The organism is Streptomyces sp. B6B3, assembly GCF_039871525.1.
Taxonomy (GTDB): domain Bacteria; phylum Actinomycetota; class Actinomycetes; order Streptomycetales; family Streptomycetaceae; genus Streptomyces.
The window spans coordinates 410,079-432,511 of sequence record NZ_JBDPLU010000002.1 but is presented as its reverse complement, the minus strand read 5'-3'; the positions used below and the strand labels follow the sequence as shown (position 1 = coordinate 432,511).

The following is a 22,433-nucleotide window of genomic DNA, read 5'->3' as shown; positions in this document are numbered from 1 at the left end:
TGATCCTACGGAACGGTCATTCCTCGACGACGGCGAGCGTGAAACCGTCGTAGCCCTTCGCCCCCACGGTCTGCACGGCGGTCGCGGTCAACCGGGGCTCGGCGCCGACCCGTTCCAGATAGCGCCGGGTGCCCACCACGCCCGGATCCGTGCTGTCGGCGTCGAGCACCGCGCCGTTCCGCACGACATTGTCGCCGATGATCACCGTCCCCGGGCGGGACAGCCGCAGCGACCAGGCGTGGTACTCCGGGTTGTTCGGCTTGTCCGCGTCGATGAAGACCAGGTCGAACGGCGCCTCGTCGGCAAGCGTGGGCAGGGTCTCCAGCGCCGGGCCGATCCGGATGTCCACCACGTCGGCCAGGCCGGCGCGGGCGATGTTGCGGCGGGCCACCTCGGCGTGGTGCGGGTCCGCCTCCAGGGTCGTCAACCGGCCGTCGGGCGGCAGGGCGCGGGCCAGCCAGATCGTGCTGTAGCCGCCGAGCGTGCCGATCTCCAGGATGCGGCGGGCGCCGCTGATCCGCGCGATGAGGTGCAGCAGCTTGCCCTGGGTGGGCGAGACGCTGATCGCCGGCAACCCCTCCGCCGCGCTGTCCCGGGCGGCCGCCTCCAGCTCCGGATCCACCGGGAGGAGGAGGTCCACGAGATAGCGGTCGACGTCACTCCACAGCTGCTCCGGCATCAGCGTCTCCCCTCGTAGCGTTCCGCCGATCAACGTACTACGCCGGCCGCGGCGGTCAGCCGCAGCTACTGCCGTCCTCGGGGACCCTGCCCTCCAGCAGGTAGGCGTCGGCGGTGTCGCGCACGCACGCGTTTCCGCTGGTGTACGCGCCGTGCCCCTCGCCGTCGTAGGTGAGCTCCACGGCCACGTCGTCGCCGAGCGCCTCCTTCATCCGCCGGGTTCCCTCGTACGGGGTGGCCGGATCGCCGGTGGTGCCGATCAGCAGGATGGGCGCCGCGCCTTCCGCCCCGACGTCCGTGTCCCGGGAACTGCCCCGCACCGGCCACTGGGAGCAGCCCAGCAGGCCCCAGGCGAGCGGCGGTCCGAAGACCGGGGAGGAGTCGGAGAAGTCGTCGAGCAGCCGCCTGACGTCCCGCTCCGTGTACCGCTGCCGGGCGTCGGCGCAGCTGATCGCGGTCAGCGAGGCCTGCAGCGTGGTGTACGTGCCGTCGGGGTTCCGGCCGTTCATGGCGTCGCCGAGGGCGAGCAGCACGGTGCCGTCGGCGCCCTCCTCGGCCAGCGCGTCGTCCAGGCCCTGGGTGAGGTAGGACCAGAAGTCCTGGGAGTAGAGCGACTGGGCGATGCCGTTCCAGGCGAGGGACTCGGTGAGCCGGCGGCCGTCCGGGTCCTCGGTTCGCAGCGGTTCGGCGCGCAGCCGGGCCAGCAGCTCGCCGAGCCGGTCGGTGGCCTCGTCGGCGTCGTCGCCGAGCGGGCAGTCGTCCTCGCCGGCGCAGTGCTCCAGATAGGTTTCGAGGGCGTGTTGGAAGCCCTCGGCCTGGCCGCGCGCCGACTGCTCGGGGGTGAGCGTCGGGTCGACCACGGCGTCGAGCACGGCCCGCCCGACGCGTTCGGGGAAGAGGTGGGCGTAGACGCCGCCCAGCTGGGTGCCGTAGGAGACGCCGAAGTAGTGCAGCACGTCGTCGCCCAGCACCTCCCGCATCAGGTCCAGGTCGCGCGCGGTGTTGGCGGTGGTCAGGTGGGGCAGCAGCGGCCCGGCGCGGTCCTCGCAGGCGGCGGCGAACGACCCGAGGCGGTCGGTGAACCGCTGGCGCTGCTCGGCGGTGCGGGGCACGGCGAGGGCGGCGAAGTACGCGTCGAGCCGCTCGTCGTCGTAGCAGACCAGGCCCTCGCTGGCGCCGACCCCGCGCGGGTCGAAGCTGACCAGGTCGTACCGCTCGTGCAGGCGTCCGTACTCCTCGGCGAAGACCGGCAGGGTGGCCACGCCCGAGCCGCCGGGGCCACCGAAGTTGAAGACCAGGGAGCCGAGCCGCCGCTCGCCCTCCGCCTCGGTCCTGGCGCGGATCAGCGCGATCTCGATCGTGTCACCCTCGGGCTCCGCGTAGTCGAGCGGCGCCGTCATGTCGGCGCATTCCCAGGGGACGTCCTCGGTCAGCGGCGGGGGCGTGGACTCGTCGTCGCCCTGTTCGGGCCGGGGCGGCGGGCAGGGCGACCAGTCGAGCGTCTGTCCGGTCAACGAGGCGGGCAGGTCCGCGGTGTCGGTCCCGTCGTCCGCCTGGTCTGCCTGGTCTGCCTCGTCCGCGTCGCCGGTGGCGTCCGCCCGGGCGCTGGCGGAGCCGGTGGAGCTGGCCTCGGCGGCCGGCAGCCGGGTGCCGTCGCCGCCGGACGAGCCGGCGGGGCCGCCGGAACAGGCGGCGGCGACCAGCGCGGCGGCGGTGGCCGCCGCGACGAGCGCGGGCAGCGGAGGTCGGGCCATGGGGTCAGCCTGGTGAGGCCGCGGCCCGACCGCACCCGTTGCACGTCATCCGGGTGACGGCCGGGGCTCAGATCTGTTCCTTCCGGGTCAGCTGGGTGAACGCCAGCCAGCCGGGGATCACCGGCAGCCAGAAGGTCATCAGCCGGAACAGCAGCACGGCGGGGAGCGCCACGGCCTGCGGCACGCCGAAGGCGATGAGGCCGCCGGCCAGCGCCAGTTCGACCGCGCCGATGCCGCCGGGCGTGGGGGCCGCCGAGCCCAGCGCGTTGCCCGTCAGGTAGACCACCGCGACGGTGGCGAACTCCATGTCCTCGCCGAACGCGCGCAGCGAGGCGTCCAGGCACATGATGAACGCCAGCGTCATCAGCAGCATCCCGCCGATGCCGCCGAGCAGCTTCCGCGGCTGCTGCACCACGTCCAGCATCCGCGGCACCACCCCGGCGAACAGGCTGCGCAGCCGCTCGCCCAGGGCCTTGCGCAGCACCGGCACGGCGGTGACGATCAGGGCCAGCACCGCGACCGTCAGCACGCCGGCGATGATCGTCCGGGACGGGGACAGGCTCGGGGTGTTCTCCTTGCCGGTGACGTAGCCGAAGATCAGCAGCAGCGTCAGATGCGCGCTGAGGCCGAAGAGCTGGGACGCGCCGACGCTGGCCACCGCGTGGCCGGGGCGCAGGCCCTGCCGCTGCAGGAAGCGGGTGTTCAGCGCCACTCCGCCGATCGCCGCCGGGGCCACCAGCTTCACGAACGAACCGGCCACCATCACGACGACCGTCCGCAGGTACGACACCTTCTCCGGCACGAAGCCGAGCAGGCTGGCCGAGGCGGCGAAGTAGGTCAGCGTGGAGAACGCCGCGGCCGCGATGACCCAGGCCCAGTTCGCCTCCTCCCAGACGCGTCCGAACGGGATGTTCACCAGCTGCGTGGTCAGGAAGTACGCCGCGAACACCGCGGCGATCAGGCTGACCAGGGTGCGCGGCCTGATCCGTTCCACCCGGGCCGGCTCTATCGGGGCCAGCGGGCGGATCAGCAGCACCTGCTGCCGGATCTCCGAGAGCAGGTCGGGCTCCCTGGCCTTCTCCAGCGCCGCCTCCATCGCCTGCTTCTCGGCGTGCTTGGCCTTCCGCACGGTCCGGCGGTCGGCGTTCTCCGGCAGGCTGCCGCGCGCCTGCCGGTACGCGCGGGTGGCGTCCAGCACCGCCTGCCGCTCCCGCCCCGCCCGCTCCCTGGCCAGCTGCCGCAGGGTGGCCCGGGTGCCCCGGCTCAGCGCGATCGGCTGGAGCAGGGGCAGGCTGGCCGCGACCGCGTCGGGACCGAGCACCGCGACGGCGGCCGCCACCGCGCGGCTCGCGCCGACCCGCAGCGCGAAGGTGGTCAGCAGCTGCGCCACGTCCGTGCGCAGCGACAGGTCGCCGGCGGCGATCTCCCCGCCGCGCAGCTCCGCGAGGTACACGGTGCCCGTCCCAGCCACCAGCAGCGAGCCGCCGTCCAGCCGGCGGTGCGCGATGCGCCGAGACTGCAACGCCGCCACCTGCCGCCAGGCGTTCTCCATCAGCGCGTCGTCGATCTCCTCGTCGGTCAGCGCGTCCAGCGGCCGGCCGTCGAGGTACTCGTAGACCAGCATCACCGCGTCCGGGCCGAGCTCGGTCGTCGCGATGAGCCTCGGCGCGTTGGCCCCGGCGGCGCTGGCCGCGTAGACCATCAGCGCCTCCTGCTCCAGCGTCTGCCGCAGCGAGGGCAGGCTGCGGCGCTGGGTGAAGCCGCGCAGCGCGAGCCGCCGCCAGGCGCGGTAGAAGTAGCCCTGCGCCTGCTGCTCCCGGTCGACCACGGTGACGTCCAGCGGAGGTCCCGACTCCCGGGTCACCAGGTACCGGCGGGTCAGCACGGCGCGGTCCCCCCGCTCCGGCGGTCCGCCGTTCTCCCGGCTCCGCCCGGGCAGCCGCTCGGCGCGCAGCGCGCGGACCGGGGCGAAGCCGACCTGCCGCAGGCCGGCCAGCAGCTGCTGGCCGGTGGGGCGCACGTTCGGCGTGCCCACGGCGTACAGCGTGGCGTAGGCGACGGCCCAGCCGATCAGCACGGTGACGGCGATGGCGAACGGGGTGCTGTGCCCGGCCACCATCATGGCGGTGCCGTCCAACACCAGCACCGCCCACATGGCCAGCCGCCAGCGCGGGCGGTGCGCCATCCCGACGGCGGTGACGTACGCGATGACCGGCGCGAGATAGCCGTGCACCGGTTCGGTGGTGCCGCCGCCCGGCGCGGTGCGGGTCAGCGCGTTCTGCACGGAGTCGGGGGAGAGCCGGGCGACCCAGAGGCTGAACGACAGCGCGACGCCGTGCGCCAGCACGGCGGCCAGCACCCCGTCGGCGATCCGCAGGCCGTCGCGCTTCACCAGCCGCTCGATGGCGAAGGCGACCGGGACCACCAGCACGGCCACGCTGGAGGCGAAACCGGCGAAGTTGATCAGCAGCGACGGCGCCTGGTCGGCGCCCTTGTCCACGTCCTGCTCGATGCCCTCGGTGGTGCCGATGGCGAAGGTGGCCAGGGCCAGCACGATGCCGATGCCGAGCAGGCCGAGCAGCACCCGCAGCAGGTCGGAGGGGCGGTGCGCGCGGGCGGCCAGGATCGGCTCGTCCACCTCGACGTAGCCGGCCGGCACGGTGCCGGAACGACCCGGCTGGTCGTCCCGGTCGTCGGCCCGCTCGTCGTCGGGTTGGTCGTCGGGTGCGTCGTCGCGGTCCTGGTCCTGGTCCTGGTCCGGCTGGTCGTCCTGGTCCTCGGCGCGCTGGTCGTCCGGGTCCCGCTCCGGATCCGGTCGTTCGTCCCCGGCGTCCGGAGCGGCCGGCCCGGGCTCCGGCGTCGGCTCCCGGGCCGGGTCAGGGACGTCCGCCGCCCCGTCCGCCGCCGGGATGTTCCGCTGCCGGGACGCCGCGGCTCCTGCCGGGTCCTGTGCTTCGGCCGCGGGGTCGGGGTCCGGGTCGGGTTGTTCGCCGTCGGGCTGTGATTCGGGCGCCGGCTCGGGGTCCGGGCCCGGCCGCCTGTCGTCGGGGCGTGCTGTGGCTGCGGGGTCGGGGTCCGGGTCGGGTTGTTCGCCGTCGGGCTGTGATTCGGGCGCCGGCTCGGGGTCCGGGCCCGGCCCCTTGTCGTCGGGCTGTGCTGTGGCTGCGGGGTCGGGATTCGGGTCCGGCCGCTTGTCGTCGGGTCGTGCTTCGGGCGCCGGCTCGGGGGACCGGGCGGGTCGTTCGCCGTCCCGGTGGTGATGCGCCGTCGTGGGGGAGGGGGTGGTCGGCGAGCCGGCGCCCTCGGGGGCGTCCGCCGCGGCCGTCAGCCACGCGTCGGCGGGGAGCGCCAGCTCACCGCCGACCGGCGGCCGTTGCCCGGCCTGGTCCGCTGGCCGGCCCGGCGACCGCTCGGTCGGTCGCTGTGTTCGCTCTTCCTCGCCCCGTATCACTGGCCGCGTCCCCGGGATTCTGGTCGGCGTTCTCCCCGTCCGAGGGCGCCGACGCCGCTGCCACCCCCGCTGTGACGATAGTGACACGTGTGGCCCGCGGTCGGCCGTCCGGGCGTGGCCGGCCGTCCGTGACGTGCGGCACCATGAGCACCATGACCGGCCCGCCGATCCACCAGCTCCCGGACTACGCCGACCGCGTCCTCACCGTGGTCGAACGGATCCCGCCAGGACGCGTGCTGACCTACGGGGACGTCGCCCGGCAGCTCGGCGAGGGCGGGCCGCGCCAGGTCGGCCGGGTGATGGCGACGTACGGCGGCGCCGTGGCGTGGTGGCGCGTGGTGCGCGCGGACGGCCGGCTGCTGCCCGGACACGAGCACCGCGCGCTGGCCGAGTACCGCGTCGAGGGCACCCCGCTGCGCCCGGACGGCGCCGCCGACAGCGTGCCCCGGCTGGACATGCGCCGCGCCCGATGGCACGCCGACGACGGGGACGTCACGCCCTGACGTCACCTCGGCTGCCGGCCCCGCGGCGGGCCACGTGCGGCTCCTCACACCGACCAGCTTCCGTCATCCCGCCACCACGGATGCGACAGACCGTCCGTACGGGCTACCCGAGCGAAGAGCTGTGCCTCGGGGGCCGACTGGCGTAGCGTCGGCACCACCGACCCGCCCGGTCCCGTTGCCGAGCGGAGCCCCCGCCAGAGTCTGCGATGCACGTGAGTCTCTCCGTCCCGTCCACTGTCCCGAGCGCCGTTCCGTCCGCCGGCGAGGAGCCCCCCATCCCGGGAGCGTACCGACTGGTGCGCACCCCGGTGACCGAAGCGTGCGCCCCTGTCGTGGACGCGGACCAGCGCGCGGTGGTTGAGCATCCGGGCGGACCGCTGCTGGTGCTGGCCGGCCCGGGGACTGGAAAGACCACCACGCTCGTGGAGTCCGTCGCCCGCCGGGTGGACCGGGGGAACGACCCGGAGCGGCTCCTGGTCCTCACCTTCAGCCGCAAGGCCGCCGCCGAGCTGCGCGACCGGATGACCGCCCGGATGGGTGGTCGCACGCCGCGGGCCACCACGTTCCACTCCTTCGCCTACGCCCTGGTGCGGGCGCACCAGGACCGCGAGCTGTTCGCCGAACCGCTGCGCCTGCTCACCGGCCCCGAACAGGACCTCTACGTGCGCGAGCTGCTCGCCGGCCACCGCGAGCTCGAAGCGGCGGGGCGCGGCCAGGAGTGGCCCGCCGAACTGCGCGCCTGCCTGACCACCCGCGGTTTCGCCGACGAGCTGCGCGCGGTGCTCGCGCGCAGCCGGGAGCTCGGCCTGGACCCGGCCATGCTCGCCGATTTCGCCCGGGGCGCCGAGCGCGCGGACTGGACGGCGGCGGCCCGTTTCCTCGCCGAGTACCTGGACGTCACCCGGGCGCAGGGCGTGCTGGACTATCCGGAGCTGCTGCGCACGGCGGCCGCGCTCGCCGCCCGCCCCGACGTCGCGGCCGAGCTGCGGGCCCGCTACGACGGGGTGTTCGTCGACGAGTACCAGGACACCGACCCGGCGCAGGTGGCGCTGCTGACCGGGCTCGCCGGCGGCGGCCGCGACCTGGTGGCGTTCGGCGATCCGGACCAGTCCATCTACGCCTTCCGCGGCGCGGACGTCGGCGGCATCCTCGGCTTCCCCGACGCCTTCCGCACGGCCGGCGGCGAGCCGGCGCCGGTCGCCGTGCTCACCGCGAGCCGGCGCAGCCGGCCCGCGCTGCTGGCCGCCAGCCGGTTGCTCACCCAGCGCATGCCGCTGGCCCGGCTGCCCGCGGACGCCGTGCGCCGCCACCGGGCGCTCGTCCCGGCGCCGGAGCCCGAGGCCCCGGACGACGCGCCGGGCGCCGATCCCGGCCGGCTGGAGGTGTACACGTACCCCACGCCCGGCGCGGAGCTGGACAACGTCGCCGACCTGCTGCGCCGCGCGCATCTGGAGGAGGGCGTGCCCTGGGGCGAGATGGCGGTGCTGGTCCGGGCCGGGGCGCGATCCATCCCGGGCGTGCGCCGGGCGCTCACGTCGGCCGGCGTGCCGCTGGAGGTGGACGGCGACGACCTGCCGCTGCGCGACGAGCCGGCCGTGGCCCCGCTGCTGACGGCCCTGCGCGTGGTCGCCGATCCTTCCCCGGCGCTCGACGAGGAAGCCCCCGGCCCAGGGGACCCCCATACCGGGCTGACCGCCGATCCGGCTACGGCCACCGCGCTGCTCACCTCGCCGCTGGGTGGCATGGACACCGCCGACCTGCGGCGGCTCGGCCGGGCGCTGCGCAACGAGGAGCGGGCCGCGGGAGCGGCCGTGCCGCGGCCCTCCGAGGAACTCGTCGCGCGGGCGTTGGCGGAGCCGGAGCGGCTGGTCACCCACGATCCGGCGTACGCCGCCCCGGCCCAGCGGCTGGGTCTGCTGTTGCGCAAGGCACGGGAGCTGCTCGCCGGCGGGGGCAGCGCCGAGGAGGCGCTCTGGCTGCTGTGGGAGGGCACGCCGTGGCCGGGCCGGCTGGAGCGCGCCGCGCGGCGCGGCGGCGCCGCCGGGCGTAACGCCGACCGGGACCTGGACGCGGTGTGCGCGCTGTTCGCCGCCGCCGCGCGCGCGGAGGAACGCACCGGCGGGCGCGGCGTGCGCAACTTCCTCACCGAGCTTCAGGCGCACGACATAGCGGCCGACACGCTGGCCGCGCGCCCGGTGCGCCCCGACGCGGTGCGGCTGATGACCGCGCACCGGGCCAAGGGCCTGGAGTGGTCGCTGGTCGTGGTGGCCGGCGTGCAGGAGGGGCTCTGGCCCGACCTGCGCCGGCGCGGTTCCCTGCTGGAGGCCGACCGGATCGGGCGCGACGGGCTCGCGGAGCCGCTGAGCCCGGCCGCGCTGCTGGCCGAGGAGCGGCGGCTGTTCTACGTCGCCGCCACCCGGGCCCGGGACCGGCTGGTGGTGACGGCGGTGCGCGGCGCGGAGGACGGCGACCAGCCGTCCCGTTTCCTGTTCGAGCTCGGTGCCACGCCCGTCGAGGTGAGCGGCCGGCCGCGCCGCCCGCTGGCGCTCGCCCCGCTGGTGGCCGAGTTGCGCGCCACCACCGTCGACCCCGACGCCTCGCCGGCGCTGCGCCGGGCCGCGGTTCGCCGGCTGGCCGAACTGGCCGCGCTGCGCGACGACGACGGACACGCCCTGGCCCCCGCGGCCCACCCCCAGCGCTGGTGGGGCCTGCGCGAGCCGACCAGGTCCGCGGTGCCGCTGCGGGATCCCGAACGTCCCGTGGCGCTTTCGGGAAGCGCGTTGGGGCAGCTGGTCGACACCTGCTCGTTGCAGTGGTTCCTCGGCCGCGAGGTGCACGCGGAGGCGCCCGCGACAGCGGCCCAGGGCTTCGGCAACGTGCTGCACGTCCTCGCCGACGAGGTGGCCTCCGGCGCCACACCGGCCGACCTGTCGGTGCTGATGGAGCGCCTGGAGACGGTCTGGGACGCGCTCGCCTTCGAGGCACCGTGGCAGTCGCGGAAGGAGCAGGCCGAGGCGCGCGCCGCCCTGGAGCGCTTCCTGCGCTGGCACGTGCTGCAGCACGAGGCGGGCTACGAGCCGGCCGCCAGCGAGCAGGAGTTCGACGTCACGCTGCGGGCGGGGGAGCACCAGGTCAGGATCCGCGGGGTGGTGGACCGGGTCGAGCGCGACGCCCAGGGCCGGGCCTACGTGGTCGACTTCAAGACCGGCCGCACCCGGCCCACCAGGGCCGAGGTGGAGCGCCATCCCCAGCTCGCCGTCTACCAGCTCGCCGTCCGCCAGGGCGAGCCGGGCGAGGGCTCGGCGGAGGCCGGCGAGCACGAGGTGGCCGGCGCCGCGCTGGTCCACCTGCGGCAGGGCGCGGCCAAACGGGACGGCGGGGACGCGCTGCCCGCCGTGCAGCGGCAGCCGCCGCTCGACGGCGAACACGGTGACTGGGTCGGCGACCTGCTGGCCACGGCCGCCGGCCGGGTGCTGGACGAGAGCTTCGCCCCGTCCCCCGGACAGCACTGCGGCGGCTGCTCGTTCCGCACCGCGTGCAGCGGCCGCCCCGAGGGCCGACAGACCGTCGACTGACGGAGGCGGCGTGCGCCGCACGGCCCTGCCGGTGGCCCGGCCGAGGCGGCTCTCGACGACGGCCCGCGCCGGGTGACTTCACCCGTCGCGACTCCGTGCCCCGGCCCGCCGGGCCGGCCCACCGACGTGCCGCCCCACCGCGGACGTTGTTCCACCGTCGCGCGCGGCGGCCCGGCGCCGCCCGGCGCTGCCCGGACTCGTCCGGAGGCCGCCGCACGCTCCCGGCTGCCCGCCCGCGAGGGCAACGTGTCAGACCCCGCCGCTAGTCTCCCTTGGATGCCTGCCCGACTCAGCCGTCCCGAGGAGCTCAGCGAGCTGCTCGGGATCCCGTTCACTCCTGAGCAGTTGGCGTGTATCACCGCACCCCCGGCGCCGCAGGCGATCGTGGCCGGGGCCGGTTCGGGCAAGACGACGGTGATGGCCGCCCGGGTGGTGTGGCTGACCGGCACCGGGCAGCTGCCGCCCGAGCAGGTGCTCGGCCTCACCTTCACCAACAAGGCCGCGGGGGAGCTGGCCGAGCGGGTGCGCAAGGCGCTGGCCGAGGCCGACATCGCCACGCCCGACGGCGGCGAGCCGCAGATCTCGACGTACCACGCGTTCGCCGGGCGGCTGTTGACGGACCACGGGCTGCGGCTCGGCATCGAGCCGGCCTCCCGGCTGCTCGCCGACGCCGGGCGCTTCCAGCTCGCCGCGCAGGTGCTGCGCTCCGCCCCCGCCGACTTCGACGCCCCGGCCGGCACCTTCACCTCGCTGGTGGCCGATCTCGTGGCGTTGGACGGCGAGCTGTCGGAGCATCTGGTCGAGCCGGCGCGGCTGCGGGCGTTCGACGAGCGGCTGCTGGCCGAGCTGGCCGGCGCCGAGCTCACCAACGAGGCGCTCCGTCAGGTCCCGCAGGCCGCGCGCGGGCGCGGGGAGTTGCTCGGCCGGGTCGAGGAGTACCGGCGGCGCAAGCGCGAGCGCGACCTGCTGGACTTCGGGGACCAGATCGCGCTCGCCGCCCGGCTGGCGCGCGACGTTCCCGAGGTCGGCCGGGCGCTGCGCGAGGAGTTCGCCGTGGTGCTGCTCGACGAGTACCAGGACACGTCGGTGGCCCAGCGGATCATGCTCGCCGGGCTGTTCGGCGACGGCACCGGACATCCGGTCACCGCCGTGGGCGACCCCTGCCAGGCGATCTACGGCTGGCGCGGCGCCTCGGTGGCCAACCTGGACGACTTCCCCGAGCACTTCCCCGCCCGGGGCGGGCGTCCGGCCGCCCGGTTCAGCCTCAGCGAGAACCGGCGCAGCGGCGGCCGGCTGCTCACCCTGGCCAACGACCTGGCCGCCCCGCTGCGGGAGCGGCATCCCGCGGTGCGCCCGCTGCGGCCCGCCGAGGGCGCCGAGCACGCCGGGCGGGTGCGCTGCGCGCTGCTGCCCAGCCACGCCGAGGAGCTGACCTGGCTCGCCGACTCCGTGGCCCATCTGGTGCGCACCGGCACCGCGCCGGGCGAGATCGCCGTGCTGTGCCGGACCGCGACGGACTTCGCCGCGATCCAGCGCGAGCTGGTGGCCCGCGACGTGCCGGTCGAGGTGGTCGGCCTGACCGGGCTGCTGCACCTGCCGGAGGTGGCCGACCTGGTGGCGGTCTGCCAGGTGCTCGCCGACCCGACGGCGAACGCGGCGCTGGTGCGGCTGCTGACCGGCCCGCGCTGGCGGATCGGGGCGCGCGACCTGGCGCTGCTGGGCCGCCGGGCCCGGCTGCTGGTGCGCCGGACGGGCGGCGACGACGGGGCCGAGGGGAGGCTCGCCGCCGCGGTGGAGGGCACCGATCCGGCCGAGATCACCTCGCTCGCCGACGCCCTCGACACCTTCCTCGGCCAGGGTGGCCAGGGTGGCCAGCACGACCCGGGCGACCGGGGCGGGGACGAGGGCCCCGGGCAGGCCGAGGACGGGCTGCCGTTCTCCGCCGAGGCCCGGGTGCGGTTCGCGCATCTCGCCGCCGAGCTGCGCGAGCTGCGCCGGTCGCTGGGCGATCCGCTGATGGACGTGCTGCACCGGGTGCTGGCGGTCACCGGCCTGGAGGTCGAGCTGGCCGCCTCCCCGCAGGCGCTGGCCGCCCGGCGCCGGGAGACGCTGAGCGCGTTCCTCGACATCGCGGCCGGTTTCGCCGGCGGCCAGGGCGGTACCGCCGTGGACGGCGAGGTCACCCTGCCGGCGTTCCTGGCCTTCCTGCGCGCCGCCGAGCAGTACGACAAGGGGCTCGACGGCTCGCTGCCGGCCGGCGGGAACGCCGTCCAGGTGCTCACCGCGCACAAGTCCAAGGGCCTGGAGTGGGACGTGGTGGCGCTGCCTGGGCTGTGCGCCGACGCCTTCCCCGCCAAGCCGCGCCGGGACTCCTGGCTGCGGCAGCCGCGCGCCCTGCCGCACCCGCTGCGCGGGGACGCGGCGACGCTGCCGGAGGCGCCCGAGTGGACGGCGGCCGCGCACAAGGAGCATCTGGCCGAGGTCGCCGAGCATCTGGGCCTGGAGGAGCTGCGCCTCGGCTACGTGGCGGTCACCCGGGCCCGCTCCCTGCTGCTGGGCTCGGGGCACTGGTGGGGGCCGAACCAGAAGCGGCGGCGCGGCCCCTCCGCGTACCTGGAGGCGCTCCGCCTGCACTGCGCGGTGAGCCCGGACCACGGAGAGGTGGAGGTCTGGGCGGAGGCGCCGGCCGAGGACGCGGAGAATCCGGCGCTGGCCGCCGCCGAGCGGGACCGCGCCTGGCCGCTGCCGCTCGATCCGGAGGCCCTGGCCCGCCGCCGGGCCGCCGCCGACCAGGTGCTGGCGTTGCTGCGCGAGGGCCAGCCGGCCGACCCGGTATGGGGGTCCCCCCGGCCGAAGGCTGGGGGCGGGCCCGCGGCCCGGGAGGCCGAGCCTCCGCCAGACCCTGACGGCCTGGGAGGCGCCCCGGTGGCGGAGGAGGACGGGCTCACCCCGGAGGAGCGGCGGGCCGTCGCGTCCTGGGACCGCGACCTCGGGGCGCTCGCCGGGGAGCTGCGCCGGGCCAGGCAGGCGTCGCGCGACGTGCCGCTGCCGGTCTCGCTCTCCGCCACCCAGGTGCAGCGGCTGGCCGCCGACCCCGAGGGGTTCGCGCGCGAGCTGGCCCGCCCGATGCCGCGTCCGCCGCGGCCGGCGGCCCGGCGCGGCACCCGGTTCCACGCCTGGGTGGAGTCGCGCTTCGAGACGCTGGCGCTGCCCATGCTGGGCATGGACGAGCTGCCCGGCGGCGACCCGGAGGAGGACGCCGAGATCCGGGACGAGCGGGAGCTGGCGGCGCTGAAGGAGGCGTTCGGCCGGACCCCGTTCGCCAGCCGCACGCCGTACCGGATCGAGGAGCCGTTCCAGCTCCAGCTGGCCGGCCGGGTGATCAGGGGTCGGATCGACGCCGTCTACCGCAGGCGCGGGCCGGCCGGGCCCGGCAGCGACACCTTCGAGATCGTCGACTGGAAGACCACCCGCCGGCAGGACGCCGACCCGCTGCAGCTGGCGATCTACCGGCTGGCCTGGGCCGAACGGCACGAGCTGCCGCTCTCCGCGGTGAGCGCGGCGTTCCTCTACGTGCGCAGCGGGGAGCTGGTGCGGCCCCCGGTGTTGCCGGGGCGGGCCATGCTGGAGCGGCTGCTGCTGGGGGACGACTCCTGGGAGCCCAACGACCCCGGTTAGGCTTTTGTCCATGCGTACCACCCCGGCTCAGGACAGCGCGGTCCGGCCTCCCGTCCCCCTGACGGCCACCGGCGGCATCGACAGAGACGCCCATCACCGACTCGACGAGGCGTGGCTGGCCGCGGCGTGGAGCCATCCCACCACCAGGGTTTTCGTCGTCTCCGGCGGTCAGGCGTTGATCGAGGAGACCGAGGAGGGTCGCACCGAGCTGGTGATGATGCCCTCCTTCGACGCCCCGCTCACCGAGGCCCACCGGTACTTCCTCGGCACGGACCCGGACGGGGTGCGGTACTTCGCGCTGCAGAAGGACTCGCTGCCGGGCCGGATGGACGACCTGGCCCGGCCCGCGGGGCTGCGGGAGGCCGCGGGGCTGCTGTCCGAGCGGGACAACGAGCTGCTGGTGCACGCCGTGGCGTTGGAGAACTGGCAGCGCATGCACCGCTTCTGCTCGCGCTGCGGCGAGCGCACCGTCATCGCCGCGGCGGGTCATGTGCGGCGCTGCCCGGCCTGTGGCGCGGAACACTATCCGCGGACCGACCCGGCCGTGATCATGCTGGTGGCGGACGAGGACGACCGGGCGTTGCTGGGGCGGCAGCTGCACTGGCCGGAGGGCCGCTTCTCGACGCTGGCCGGCTTCGTGGAGCCGGGCGAGTCGGTCGAGCAGGCGGTGGTCAGGGAGGTCGCCGAGGAGGTCGGCGTGACGATCGGCGAGGTCGACTACGTGGCCAGCCAGCCGTGGCCGTTCCCGTCCAGCCTGATGCTGGGCTTCATGGCCAGGGCGACCTCCACCGAGCTGCGGGTGGACGGCGAGGAGATCGACGAGGCCAGGTGGTTCACCCGGGACGAGCTGCGGACCGCGCTGGAGACCGGCGAGGTGCTGCCCCCGCACGGGGTCTCCATCGCGGGCCGGCTCATCGAGATGTGGTACGGCAAGCCGCTGGTCTGAGCGACCCGACCCGACTCGACCCGACTCGGGCTCGGACGGCTCAGAGGCTCAGACGGCCAGTGCCTGCTTGACCTGGGCCAGCGAGGGGTTGGTCATGGTGACCTCGGCCCCGCCGTCGCGGGGCGCGATGACCACGGTCGGCACCGTCTGGTTGCCGCCGTTGGCCTGCTCCACCAGCGTGGCCGCATCGGGGTTCAGCTCGATGTCGACCTCGGTGAACGCGATGCCCTCGCGCTCCAACTGGCCCTTGAGCCGCCGGCAGTAGCCGCACCAGGTGGTGCTGTACATCGTCACGGTGCCCATCGTCGCTTCCGCTCCTTCAGGTCTGGCGCTCGTCCTCGGCGTCCCGCCCGCCATGCTGCCAGGCGTCGCGGGCGTCACCGGACCAACGCCCGGCGACGTATGAATAATCCCGTCCCGCTGTGGACAACGAGCCCGGAGTGTCGGCGACACCTGGCAGCATGGCGGGCGTGACAGCAGCAGCACCACACCCCCCTTCAGGCCCCGACGGCGCGGGCGGCCCTGGCGACCCCGGCTTCCCCGCGGCCCCGGACGGGGCGGCGGACGCCGTGCTCGAAGGGCTCGACCCCGAGCAGCGGGCCGTGGCCACCACGCTGCACGGGCCGGTGTGCGTGCTCGCCGGGGCCGGCACGGGCAAGACCCGGGCCATCACCCATCGCATCGCGTACGGCGTGCTGGCCGGGGTGTACCAGCCGGCCACCGTGCTCGCGGTGACGTTCACCGTGCGGGCCGCGGGGGAGATGCGCGGGCGGCTGCGGCAGTTGGGCGCCGGCGGGGTGCAGGCCAGGACGTTTCACTCGGCCGCGCTGCGGCAGCTGCAGTACTTCTGGCCCAAGGCCGTCGGCGGCGAGCTGCCCCGGCTGCTGGAGTCGAAGTACTCGCTGGTGGCGGAGGCCGCCTCGCGCTGCCGGATGCGGCTGCAGCGGCTGGAGCTGCGGGACGTCACCGGCGAGATCGAGTGGGCGAAGGTGACGCAGACCACGCCGGACGACTATCCGGCGGTGGTCGCCAAGCTGTCCCGCGAGGTCCCCCGCGACACGGCCGAGACGGCCCGGGTGTACGCGACGTACGAGCAGCTGAAGCAGGAGCGCGGGGCGATCGACTTCGAGGACGTGCTGCTGCTCACCGTGGGCATCCTCACCGACCGGCACGACATCGCCGAGATCGTCCGGCGCCAGTACCAGCACTTCGTGGTCGACGAGTACCAGGACGTCAGCCCGCTGCAGCAGCGGCTGCTCACGCTCTGGTTGGGGGACCGGGACAGCCTCTGCGTCGTCGGGGACGCCAGCCAGACGATCTACTCGTTCACCGGGGCGACCCCCGACCACCTGTTGAACTTCCGCGCCCGGCACCCCGAGGCCACGCTGGTGAAGCTGGTGCGGGACTACCGCTCGACCCCGCAGGTGGTGCACCTGGCCAACGGGCTGCTCGACCAGGCGAAGGGCCGGGCCGCCGAGCACCGTCTGGAGCTGGTCTCGCAGCGGCCCGCCGGCCCGGATCCGGTGTTCGCGGAGCATCCGGACGAGCCGGCCGAGGCGGAGGCCACCGCCCGCCGCATCCGGGACCTGCTGACCCCCGTCGCCGAGGGCGGCCCCGGGGTGCCGGCCAGCGAGATCGCCGTCCTCTACCGGGTGAACGCCCAGTCCGAGGTGTACGAGCAGGCGCTGACCGACGCCGGAGTGCCGTACCAGCTGCGTGGTGCGGAGCGGTTCTTCGACCGGCCGGAGATCCGGCAGGCCCGCCTGGCGCTGCGTGGGGCGGCCCGCGCGGGGGGGAACGACGCCGCCGTGGACGGGGCCGTCGACCTCGCCGGCCAGGTGGGCGCGGTGCTCGCCGCGACCGGCTGGACCCCGGAGCCGCCGGCCGGCTCGGGCGCGGCCCGGGACCGCTGGGAGTCACTGCGCTCGCTGGTCCGGCTCGCCGAGGATTTCGAGCGGGCCAGGCCCGGTGCGACGCTGGCCGACTTCGTGACCGAGGTGGACGAGCGGGCCGCCGCCCAGCACGCCCCCACCGTGGAGGGCGTCACGCTGGCCTCGCTGCACGCCGCGAAGGGGCTGGAGTGGGACGCGGTGTTCCTGGTCGGCCTCACCGACGGGACGCTGCCCATCACCCACGCCAGGACCGCCGAGCAGGTCGAGGAGGAGCGCCGGCTGCTCTATGTGGGCGTGACCCGGGCCCGGCGGCATCTCACGCTGTCCTGGGCGTTGGCGCGCTCGCCGGGCGGCCGGGCTGGCCGCCGCCCCAGCCGCTTCCTGGACGGCCTGCGGCCCGGGTCGAGCGTCCGGAGCGCGGGGAGCGGGGCGGGCGGCGGCGTGGAGCGCGGCGCCGGGCGGAGCCGCCGGCCGCGCGGCCCGGTGCGGTGCCGGGTGTGCGGGCGGACTCTGACCGAGGCGACCGAGGTCAAGTTGCGGCGCTGCGCGGACTGCCCGTCCAGCATGGACGAGGCGCTGTACGAGCGGCTGCGCGCCTGGCGCCTGGACCGGGCCAAGGAGCTCTCCCGGCCGGCGTACGCGGTGTTCACGGACGTCACGCTGATGGCGATCGCCGAGGACGTGCCGGGCTCCGAGGACGAGCTGGCCCGGATCTCCGGCGTCGGGCCGCACAAGTTGCGGCAGTTCGGCGCCGAGGTGCTGGCGCTGTGCGCGGGCGAGGAACTGCCCGAGACCGGCTCCGACCAGGAGTCCGTCGAGGATTCCGGGGATTCTGAGGAATCTCGAGAAAATGGTTTGCGCCCGCCGGAGAAGTCCGCATAGCGTTCTGCTCACGGCAGGGCCGGGGAGGCTTCCCCTTCCCCGCCAGCCATGTTGTACTGAGATGACCCCAACCGGGTGGGAATGAGTCCCGCCCTGTGAGCGCCGCGAAGGAGGCGAGCCCGATGGCCAGCATCACCAAACTGCCCGGTCGCGCGGCCTTCGCCTGCCTGCCTGGTGGTACGCGCCTGTCCGGCACCGGCCTGTCCGGTGCTGCCGCCGCGCGTCCGGCCACCATCGCGGTCCGTGATGTCGACCAGCGACCGATCCAGGCGCCGGCGGTAGTGGCGGCAGAGCGGTTCGACGCCTATGGCGCGTCCGCTGCCGCCGTGGCCAATGGCGCCGGACACCAGACCTTCGGACAGCAGAAGACGCGCCTTCACTCGATGTGGGCCCTCCGTGGGCTAGATCCCTGGAGTGATCCAACCTGATCGGCGAGATCAGGTCGGCACCTTCCAGGGCCGCGGAACCCACACAGGGATCCGCGGCCCTTTCGTTTTCCCTCGCCGTCCGGGCCACCAGCCCGGACAACCGACAACCGAACGACACGAGGACTCACCGTGCCACTCGCGCCGTACGCCAGCCCCGACCTGAACTCACCACCTGATCCGGAGACTTCTGTGACCCCGCTGTTCACGCTGAACGAGCTCGACGAGGCGATCGAGCGCCTCGACGACAGCGTGCCCTGTCGCACCGGCGACCCCGAGGTGTTCTTCGCCGAGACCCCCGAGGACGTCGAGTACGCCAAGTCGCTCTGCCGCACCTGCCCGCTGCGCGAGGCGTGCCTGGCCGGCGCCAAGGACCGCCGCGAGCCCTGGGGCGTCTGGGGCGGCGAGCTGTTCGTCCAGGGCGTCGTGGTGCCCCGGAAGCGGCCCCGTGGCCGTCCGCGCAAGAACCCGGTTCCGGCATGAACGCTCACGGCACCATCGGCCGACCGGCCGCCCACGGCCCGGACGACACCGGCACGACCCTCGTCCACCCCCCGACCACCGAACACACCGGCGCGCCCCGCGCCGAACCGGCCGCGGCCACGCCGCGCCGCAAGCAGAACAGGAACAGCACCTTGCATCTCATCCAGGAGGCGCTGGCCCGCTCCCATATGGAGGAACGGGTCAGGACAGCCGAAGCCGAAAGACGGGCGCACCGGCTGGCGATCGCCGACCGGCTGGAACGCCGGTCCCGCCGGCTCCAGTCGCGGGCCGAGCGCGCATCCCTGCGTGCCCGGCGCGCCCTGGCCCGGGCGATCACCCTCTGAGGTGATCGGTCAGCATCCAACACCCCGGACCCCGGTCCGGCGTCCTCAACCCGGACGCGCCCCGGTCTCGCCGACTCCCGCGGCTCAGACCGGGGCGCGCCCGTGTCTCCGGCCGGGCGGCCGGCAGCCGCGACGCCGGCCGCTGCCCCGGCCCGGCGACGATCCGCGGGACGGGCCCTAACCCGTGGTCGCGCCGGCTCCCTTGCCGCCGCGCTCATCGCCGGCCGCCTCGCCCTCGGCCGTCTCCTCGCCGTCGAACTCCTCGCCATCGAATTCGCCGGCCGGCTCCTCGAAGTCCGCCTCCTCGACGGGCGGCTCGGGGTCGGCCGGCTCCTCCCAGGGAAGGGGCTCCGCGAAGCCGGGGAGGCCGGCCTCGAGTTCATCGCGCAGCCGCACGCTGGCCCCGAGCTGGCACAGCACCCCGATGGTGCTGAGCGTGACCCGGTGTATCAGCAGGTACGACGGCGGCAGGTTCAGCTGGCGTCCCAACTGGTGGGCCGCCGACCTCGGGTCCGCGATCCGGGCCGCCTGCCGGCGCAGCCACTCCCGGCTGAAGGCGAACTCGTCCACCCGCGCGGGCTCGATGATCGGCAGGAGATAGTCCAGCACCGCCTGGGGGTCCAGCTCGATCGTCGACTTCACGAACCCCTCGGCGCACAGCTCCTGGTACACCTCGTCGGCCTCGCCGTCCAGGGTCATCCGCAGCGCCCGGCCGATCGCCGGGGGCAGCCCGCCGGGCAGCCGGCTGACCGCGCCGAAGTCCATCACCCCCAGCCGCCAGGATTCCGGATCCTCGTCGTCGGTCTGCACCAGTCGGAAGTTCCCCGGGTGCGCGTCGGCGTGCAGCAGCCCGGTCCTGGCGGTGCCGGAGAACAGGAAGCGGGCCAGCAACTGTCCCGCCCGGTCCCGCTGCTCCTGGCTGCCCTCGCCGATGATCCGGGAGAGCGGCACCCCCTCCAGCCACTCGCTGACCAGCACCTGGTCGACCTGGCAGACCACGTCCGGCACCAGCATCCCCGGATCGTCCCGGAACATCTCCGCGTACGTCCGCTGCGCCTCGGCCTCCAGGCCGTAGTCCAGCTCCTCCGACACCCGCTCCCGGAGCTCGCTGATCAGCGGCTTGAGGTCCATGCCGGGCACCAGCGGTCCCAGCAGCCGCGCGAACCTGCCGAGCTGGGTGAGGTCGGACAGCAACGCCTCGCCGGCCCCCGGGTACTGGATCTTGACGGCGACCTCCCGGCCGTCGTGCCAGACCGCGCGGTGCACCTGGCCGATGGACGCGGCCGCCGCCGGCCGCTCGTCGAACTCCAGGAACAGCTCGGCCCAGTCCTCCCCGAGCCGCTCGGCCAGCGCGGCGCGCACCGACGCCCGCGGCATCGGCGGAGCCGCCTCCTGGAGCTTGGTCAGCGCCGCGCGGTAGGGGGAGGCCATGGATTCGGGAAGGGCGGACTCGAAGACGGAGAGCGCCTGGCCCAGCTTCATGGCGCCGCCCTTGAGCTCGCCGAGGACGGTGAACAGCTGCTCGGCCGTCCGCTGCTGCAACTCGTTGCCGACCAGCTCGGCCGAGCGCCCGCCGATGCGCTTGCCGAGGCTCCAGGTGGCTCGCCCGGCGAAGCTCAGCGGCAAGGTGGCGAGCTTCGCGGTCCTGGTCACCGCCTTGCGGGGCAGATCCGACATGTTCCCCTCCAACTCCTACGGTCCCCCGAGGCCAGCCGATGTCGGTCCGGGCCCACCTCCGCGGCGACGAGACCCACCACGATAGGCACCATCGGTCAGGGAAGTACTACCCGTTTATCGTCGCCGGCTCCGCGGCCGCCGCCCGCGCCGAGGACCGCTCCGCCGCACCGCAGGGGCATTCGGCGTCCGGTTCGATCGGATGACTGGCCAGTGAGGGGCCCGGCAGCACCACCTCGACCCGGGTGCCAGGGCCCGGCGGCGAGGCGCCGTCCAGATAGTCCAGCGCGGCACAGGCGGTCAGGCCCGCCACGGCCGACGCCAGGGCCGCGTCGCAGGCCGGAACCCCGTGCCGCCGCGCGTTGCGCCACTGGCCGACGAGCAGCGGCCACCCCGGCTCGCGCCGGGCGCGCTCCCGCAGCATGCAGCCCGCGCAGCAGGTCCGCCCGGGCAGCACCAGCGGTCCGCAGAATCCGGTCGCCTCCACCACCCCCGCGTACAGATGGGCGGTGCCCGCCTCCCGCACCGGCTCGGCGAGCTCCGGATCCGGGGCGTAGGCCAGCAGGCCGTCCCGTGGGGTGAAGATCACCAGCCGGGCGCCGTCCGGGGGGCGGCGCCCGGAGTCGCGCCGCCACGGCAGCGCGGCCCGCACCATCCGCCGGGCCGCCACGTCCCGGCGCTCGCCGGCCTGCTCGGCACGGATCCCACCCGGGGCGGTGTCCGCCGCCTCCACCCGGCCGCCGTCCACCACCTCCACGCCGCCCACGCCGGCCTGCGCGAGCGTCGCCGCGACGGCCGCGCCCACCCGCCCGGCGCCCCGCACCTGCACCCACGCGCGGCGCCTGGCCGTGAGCCGGCGCAGTCCGGCGCCGGGCGCGGGATGCAGCAGGGACAGCGACGCCAGGTCGGGCCGGAGCCGCTCGGTCACCTGCGCGGCGGCGGCCCGGTCGGCCGTGGCGTCGTCCAGCACACCGGCCGCCGTCAGCTGTCCGGCCAACCGGTCGGCGGCACCCCGCCCGAGTCCGAGCGCCGCCGCGGCCTCCCGCAGCGCGGGCAGCCCGCGCGTGCCGTCCAGCAACGACAGGAAGCTTTCGGTGGCGCTGTCCAACGGGCCGAACAGCACCGAATGCGCCGGCGTCACCCCGTACCGGACGGTCTGCCGGTCCCGCCAGCCGCGCCGCAGTGACGGCTTGATCATCGGATGCATGACGGCTCCTTCGGTCGTCTCCCCCGCGGGCCCGCATCGGCCCACGCGGCACATCATGGGTGCGGAGGAGGCGGGGGTGACGTCCGTTATCCACAGGAGCCGGAGATAGTGTGATAAATGGTGCAGGGGTCGACGTGATTCGCGTTTCCGCTGATCGGCAGGGGGGACATTTCCACTTGTCAACGGGTAACGTCGAAGCGTGCCCGCCGATCCGCTGAACAGCGCCGGCCCGCCGCAGCGCACCTCCTCGGCGGGTCCGCACGCGCTGCACGGAGAGGCCGTGATCATGGAGCGGGGCTCGGTCGAGGTGCGGCGCAGCGTCCGCCGCCGGCGCACCGTCTCCGCGTACCGCGAGGGCGACCGCACCGTCGTCATGATCCCCGCCCGGATGAGCGCCGACGAGGAGCAGCGCTGGGTTTCGGTCATGCTCGACAAGCTCGCCGCCCAGGAGAGTCGCCGGCTGCTCGACGACGACGAGCTGGGGCGCCGGGCGGCCGAGTTGTCCCAGCGGTACCTCCAGGGGCGCGCCCGTCCGGACAGCGTGCGCTGGGTGACCAACCAGAACTCCCGCTGGGGCTCCTGCACGCCGGCGCTCGGCAGCATCCGGCTCTCCCACCGGCTCCAGGGCATGCCCGAGTACGTCATCGACTACGTGATGCTGCACGAGCTGGCACATCTGCTGGTCCCGGGCCACGGCGCCGGTTTCTGGGCGTTGCTCGACGGCTATCCGCGCACCGAGCGCGCCCGCGGGTTCCTGGAGGGAGTGGCGGCCACCGAGCGGCTGCCGTACGTGCCGCAGGCGCGCGGCGACTGAGCGTCCCCACCGGCCGTCGGCGGCCGCGCCCGAGGGCTCCCCGGACCGACGCGCTGCGCCCGGATCCCGGTCCGCGTCGGTCCCAAGGGCTAGTCTGGCGGCCGAAACTTTGTCTTATCGGATGGGG

General features: G+C 75.1%; 15 protein-coding genes. 9 read left to right on the top strand and 6 right to left on the bottom strand.

Translation table 11 applies throughout. From position 1 onward, the window contains the following. Nucleotides 1–16: 16 nt before the first annotated feature. The 3 genes from ABGB06_RS06185 to ABGB06_RS06175 all read right to left on the bottom strand — a co-directional run bounded on the left by ABGB06_RS06185 (nucleotide 17) and on the right by ABGB06_RS06175 (nucleotide 5,883). Nucleotides 17–679 (bottom strand): O-methyltransferase, encoded by a 663-nt coding sequence (locus tag ABGB06_RS06185; protein ID WP_347586041.1) that lies wholly within the window; start codon nucleotides 677–679, stop codon nucleotides 17–19. A 55-nt stretch (nucleotides 680–734) separates the two neighbouring features. Further along, on the bottom strand, nucleotides 735–2,432 hold the full coding sequence (locus tag ABGB06_RS06180; protein WP_347586039.1) for an alpha/beta hydrolase: 1,698 nt from the start codon (nucleotides 2,430–2,432) through the stop codon (nucleotides 735–737). A gap of 67 nt (nucleotides 2,433–2,499) precedes the next feature. Further along, entirely contained in the window at nucleotides 2,500–5,883 is a 3,384-nt protein-coding gene (locus tag ABGB06_RS06175) for a flippase-like domain-containing protein (RefSeq protein ID WP_347586037.1), read from the bottom strand. 143 nt (nucleotides 5,884–6,026) lie between these two features. Between ABGB06_RS06175 and ABGB06_RS06170 the strand changes: the two genes are divergently transcribed. From ABGB06_RS06170 to nudC, 4 genes are all read left to right on the top strand, one after another. Then, a complete protein-coding gene (locus ABGB06_RS06170) occupies nucleotides 6,027–6,386 on the top strand; it encodes an MGMT family protein (RefSeq protein ID WP_347586035.1) in 360 nt (119 codons plus the stop codon). 212 nt (nucleotides 6,387–6,598) lie between these two features. Then, nucleotides 6,599–9,961 (top strand): ATP-dependent DNA helicase, encoded by a 3,363-nt coding sequence (locus tag ABGB06_RS06165; protein WP_347586033.1) that lies wholly within the window; start codon nucleotides 6,599–6,601, stop codon nucleotides 9,959–9,961. A 276-nt stretch (nucleotides 9,962–10,237) separates the two neighbouring features. After that, nucleotides 10,238–13,639 carry an ATP-dependent DNA helicase gene (locus tag ABGB06_RS06160; protein WP_347586031.1) on the top strand — a complete coding sequence of 1,134 codons (3,402 nt, stop codon included), beginning with the start codon at nucleotides 10,238–10,240 and terminating at the stop codon, nucleotides 13,637–13,639. Nucleotides 13,640–13,649: 10 nt separating this feature from the next. Beyond that, nucleotides 13,650–14,585, top strand: a complete 936-nt coding sequence (gene nudC, locus ABGB06_RS06155) for an NAD(+) diphosphatase (RefSeq protein ID WP_347586029.1) — start codon at nucleotides 13,650–13,652, stop codon at nucleotides 14,583–14,585. A 48-nt stretch (nucleotides 14,586–14,633) separates the two neighbouring features. Here the strand turns inward: nudC and ABGB06_RS06150 are convergent, their stop codons facing one another. Then, nucleotides 14,634–14,888 (bottom strand): glutaredoxin domain-containing protein, encoded by a 255-nt coding sequence (locus ABGB06_RS06150; RefSeq protein WP_347586028.1) that lies wholly within the window; start codon nucleotides 14,886–14,888, stop codon nucleotides 14,634–14,636. Nucleotides 14,889–15,154: 266 nt separating this feature from the next. Here ABGB06_RS06150 and ABGB06_RS06145 point away from each other — a divergent pair, with 266 nt between their 5' ends. The 4 genes from ABGB06_RS06145 to ABGB06_RS06130 all read left to right on the top strand — a co-directional run bounded on the left by ABGB06_RS06145 (nucleotide 15,155) and on the right by ABGB06_RS06130 (nucleotide 18,611). Beyond that, on the top strand, nucleotides 15,155–17,359 hold the full coding sequence (locus ABGB06_RS06145) for an ATP-dependent DNA helicase UvrD2 (protein WP_347586577.1): 2,205 nt from the start codon (nucleotides 15,155–15,157) through the stop codon (nucleotides 17,357–17,359). 122 nt (nucleotides 17,360–17,481) lie between these two features. Continuing rightward, entirely contained in the window at nucleotides 17,482–17,787 is a 306-nt protein-coding gene (locus ABGB06_RS06140; protein ID WP_347586026.1) for a hypothetical protein, read from the top strand. 129 nt (nucleotides 17,788–17,916) lie between these two features. Next, on the top strand, nucleotides 17,917–18,267 hold the full coding sequence (locus tag ABGB06_RS06135) for a WhiB family transcriptional regulator (RefSeq protein ID WP_347586025.1): 351 nt from the start codon (nucleotides 17,917–17,919) through the stop codon (nucleotides 18,265–18,267). After that, nucleotides 18,264–18,611 carry a hypothetical protein gene (locus tag ABGB06_RS06130; RefSeq protein ID WP_347586023.1) on the top strand — a complete coding sequence of 116 codons (348 nt, stop codon included), beginning with the start codon at nucleotides 18,264–18,266 and terminating at the stop codon, nucleotides 18,609–18,611. The genes ABGB06_RS06135 and ABGB06_RS06130 overlap by 4 nt, the downstream gene beginning before the upstream one ends. 177 nt (nucleotides 18,612–18,788) lie before the next feature. On the opposite strand, the gene ABGB06_RS06125 is transcribed toward ABGB06_RS06130, so the two are convergent. Continuing rightward, on the bottom strand, nucleotides 18,789–20,288 hold the full coding sequence (locus ABGB06_RS06125; RefSeq protein WP_347586021.1) for an AarF/ABC1/UbiB kinase family protein: 1,500 nt from the start codon (nucleotides 20,286–20,288) through the stop codon (nucleotides 18,789–18,791). A 106-nt stretch (nucleotides 20,289–20,394) separates the two neighbouring features. After that, entirely contained in the window at nucleotides 20,395–21,492 is a 1,098-nt protein-coding gene (locus ABGB06_RS06120) for a ThiF family adenylyltransferase (RefSeq protein WP_347586019.1), read from the bottom strand. A gap of 199 nt (nucleotides 21,493–21,691) precedes the next feature. Between ABGB06_RS06120 and ABGB06_RS06115 the strand changes: the two genes are divergently transcribed. Next, nucleotides 21,692–22,306: a M48 family metallopeptidase gene (locus tag ABGB06_RS06115; RefSeq protein WP_347586017.1), complete on the top strand. Its 615-nt coding sequence runs from the start codon at nucleotides 21,692–21,694 to the stop codon at nucleotides 22,304–22,306. Nucleotides 22,307–22,433: the final 127 nt, after the last annotated feature.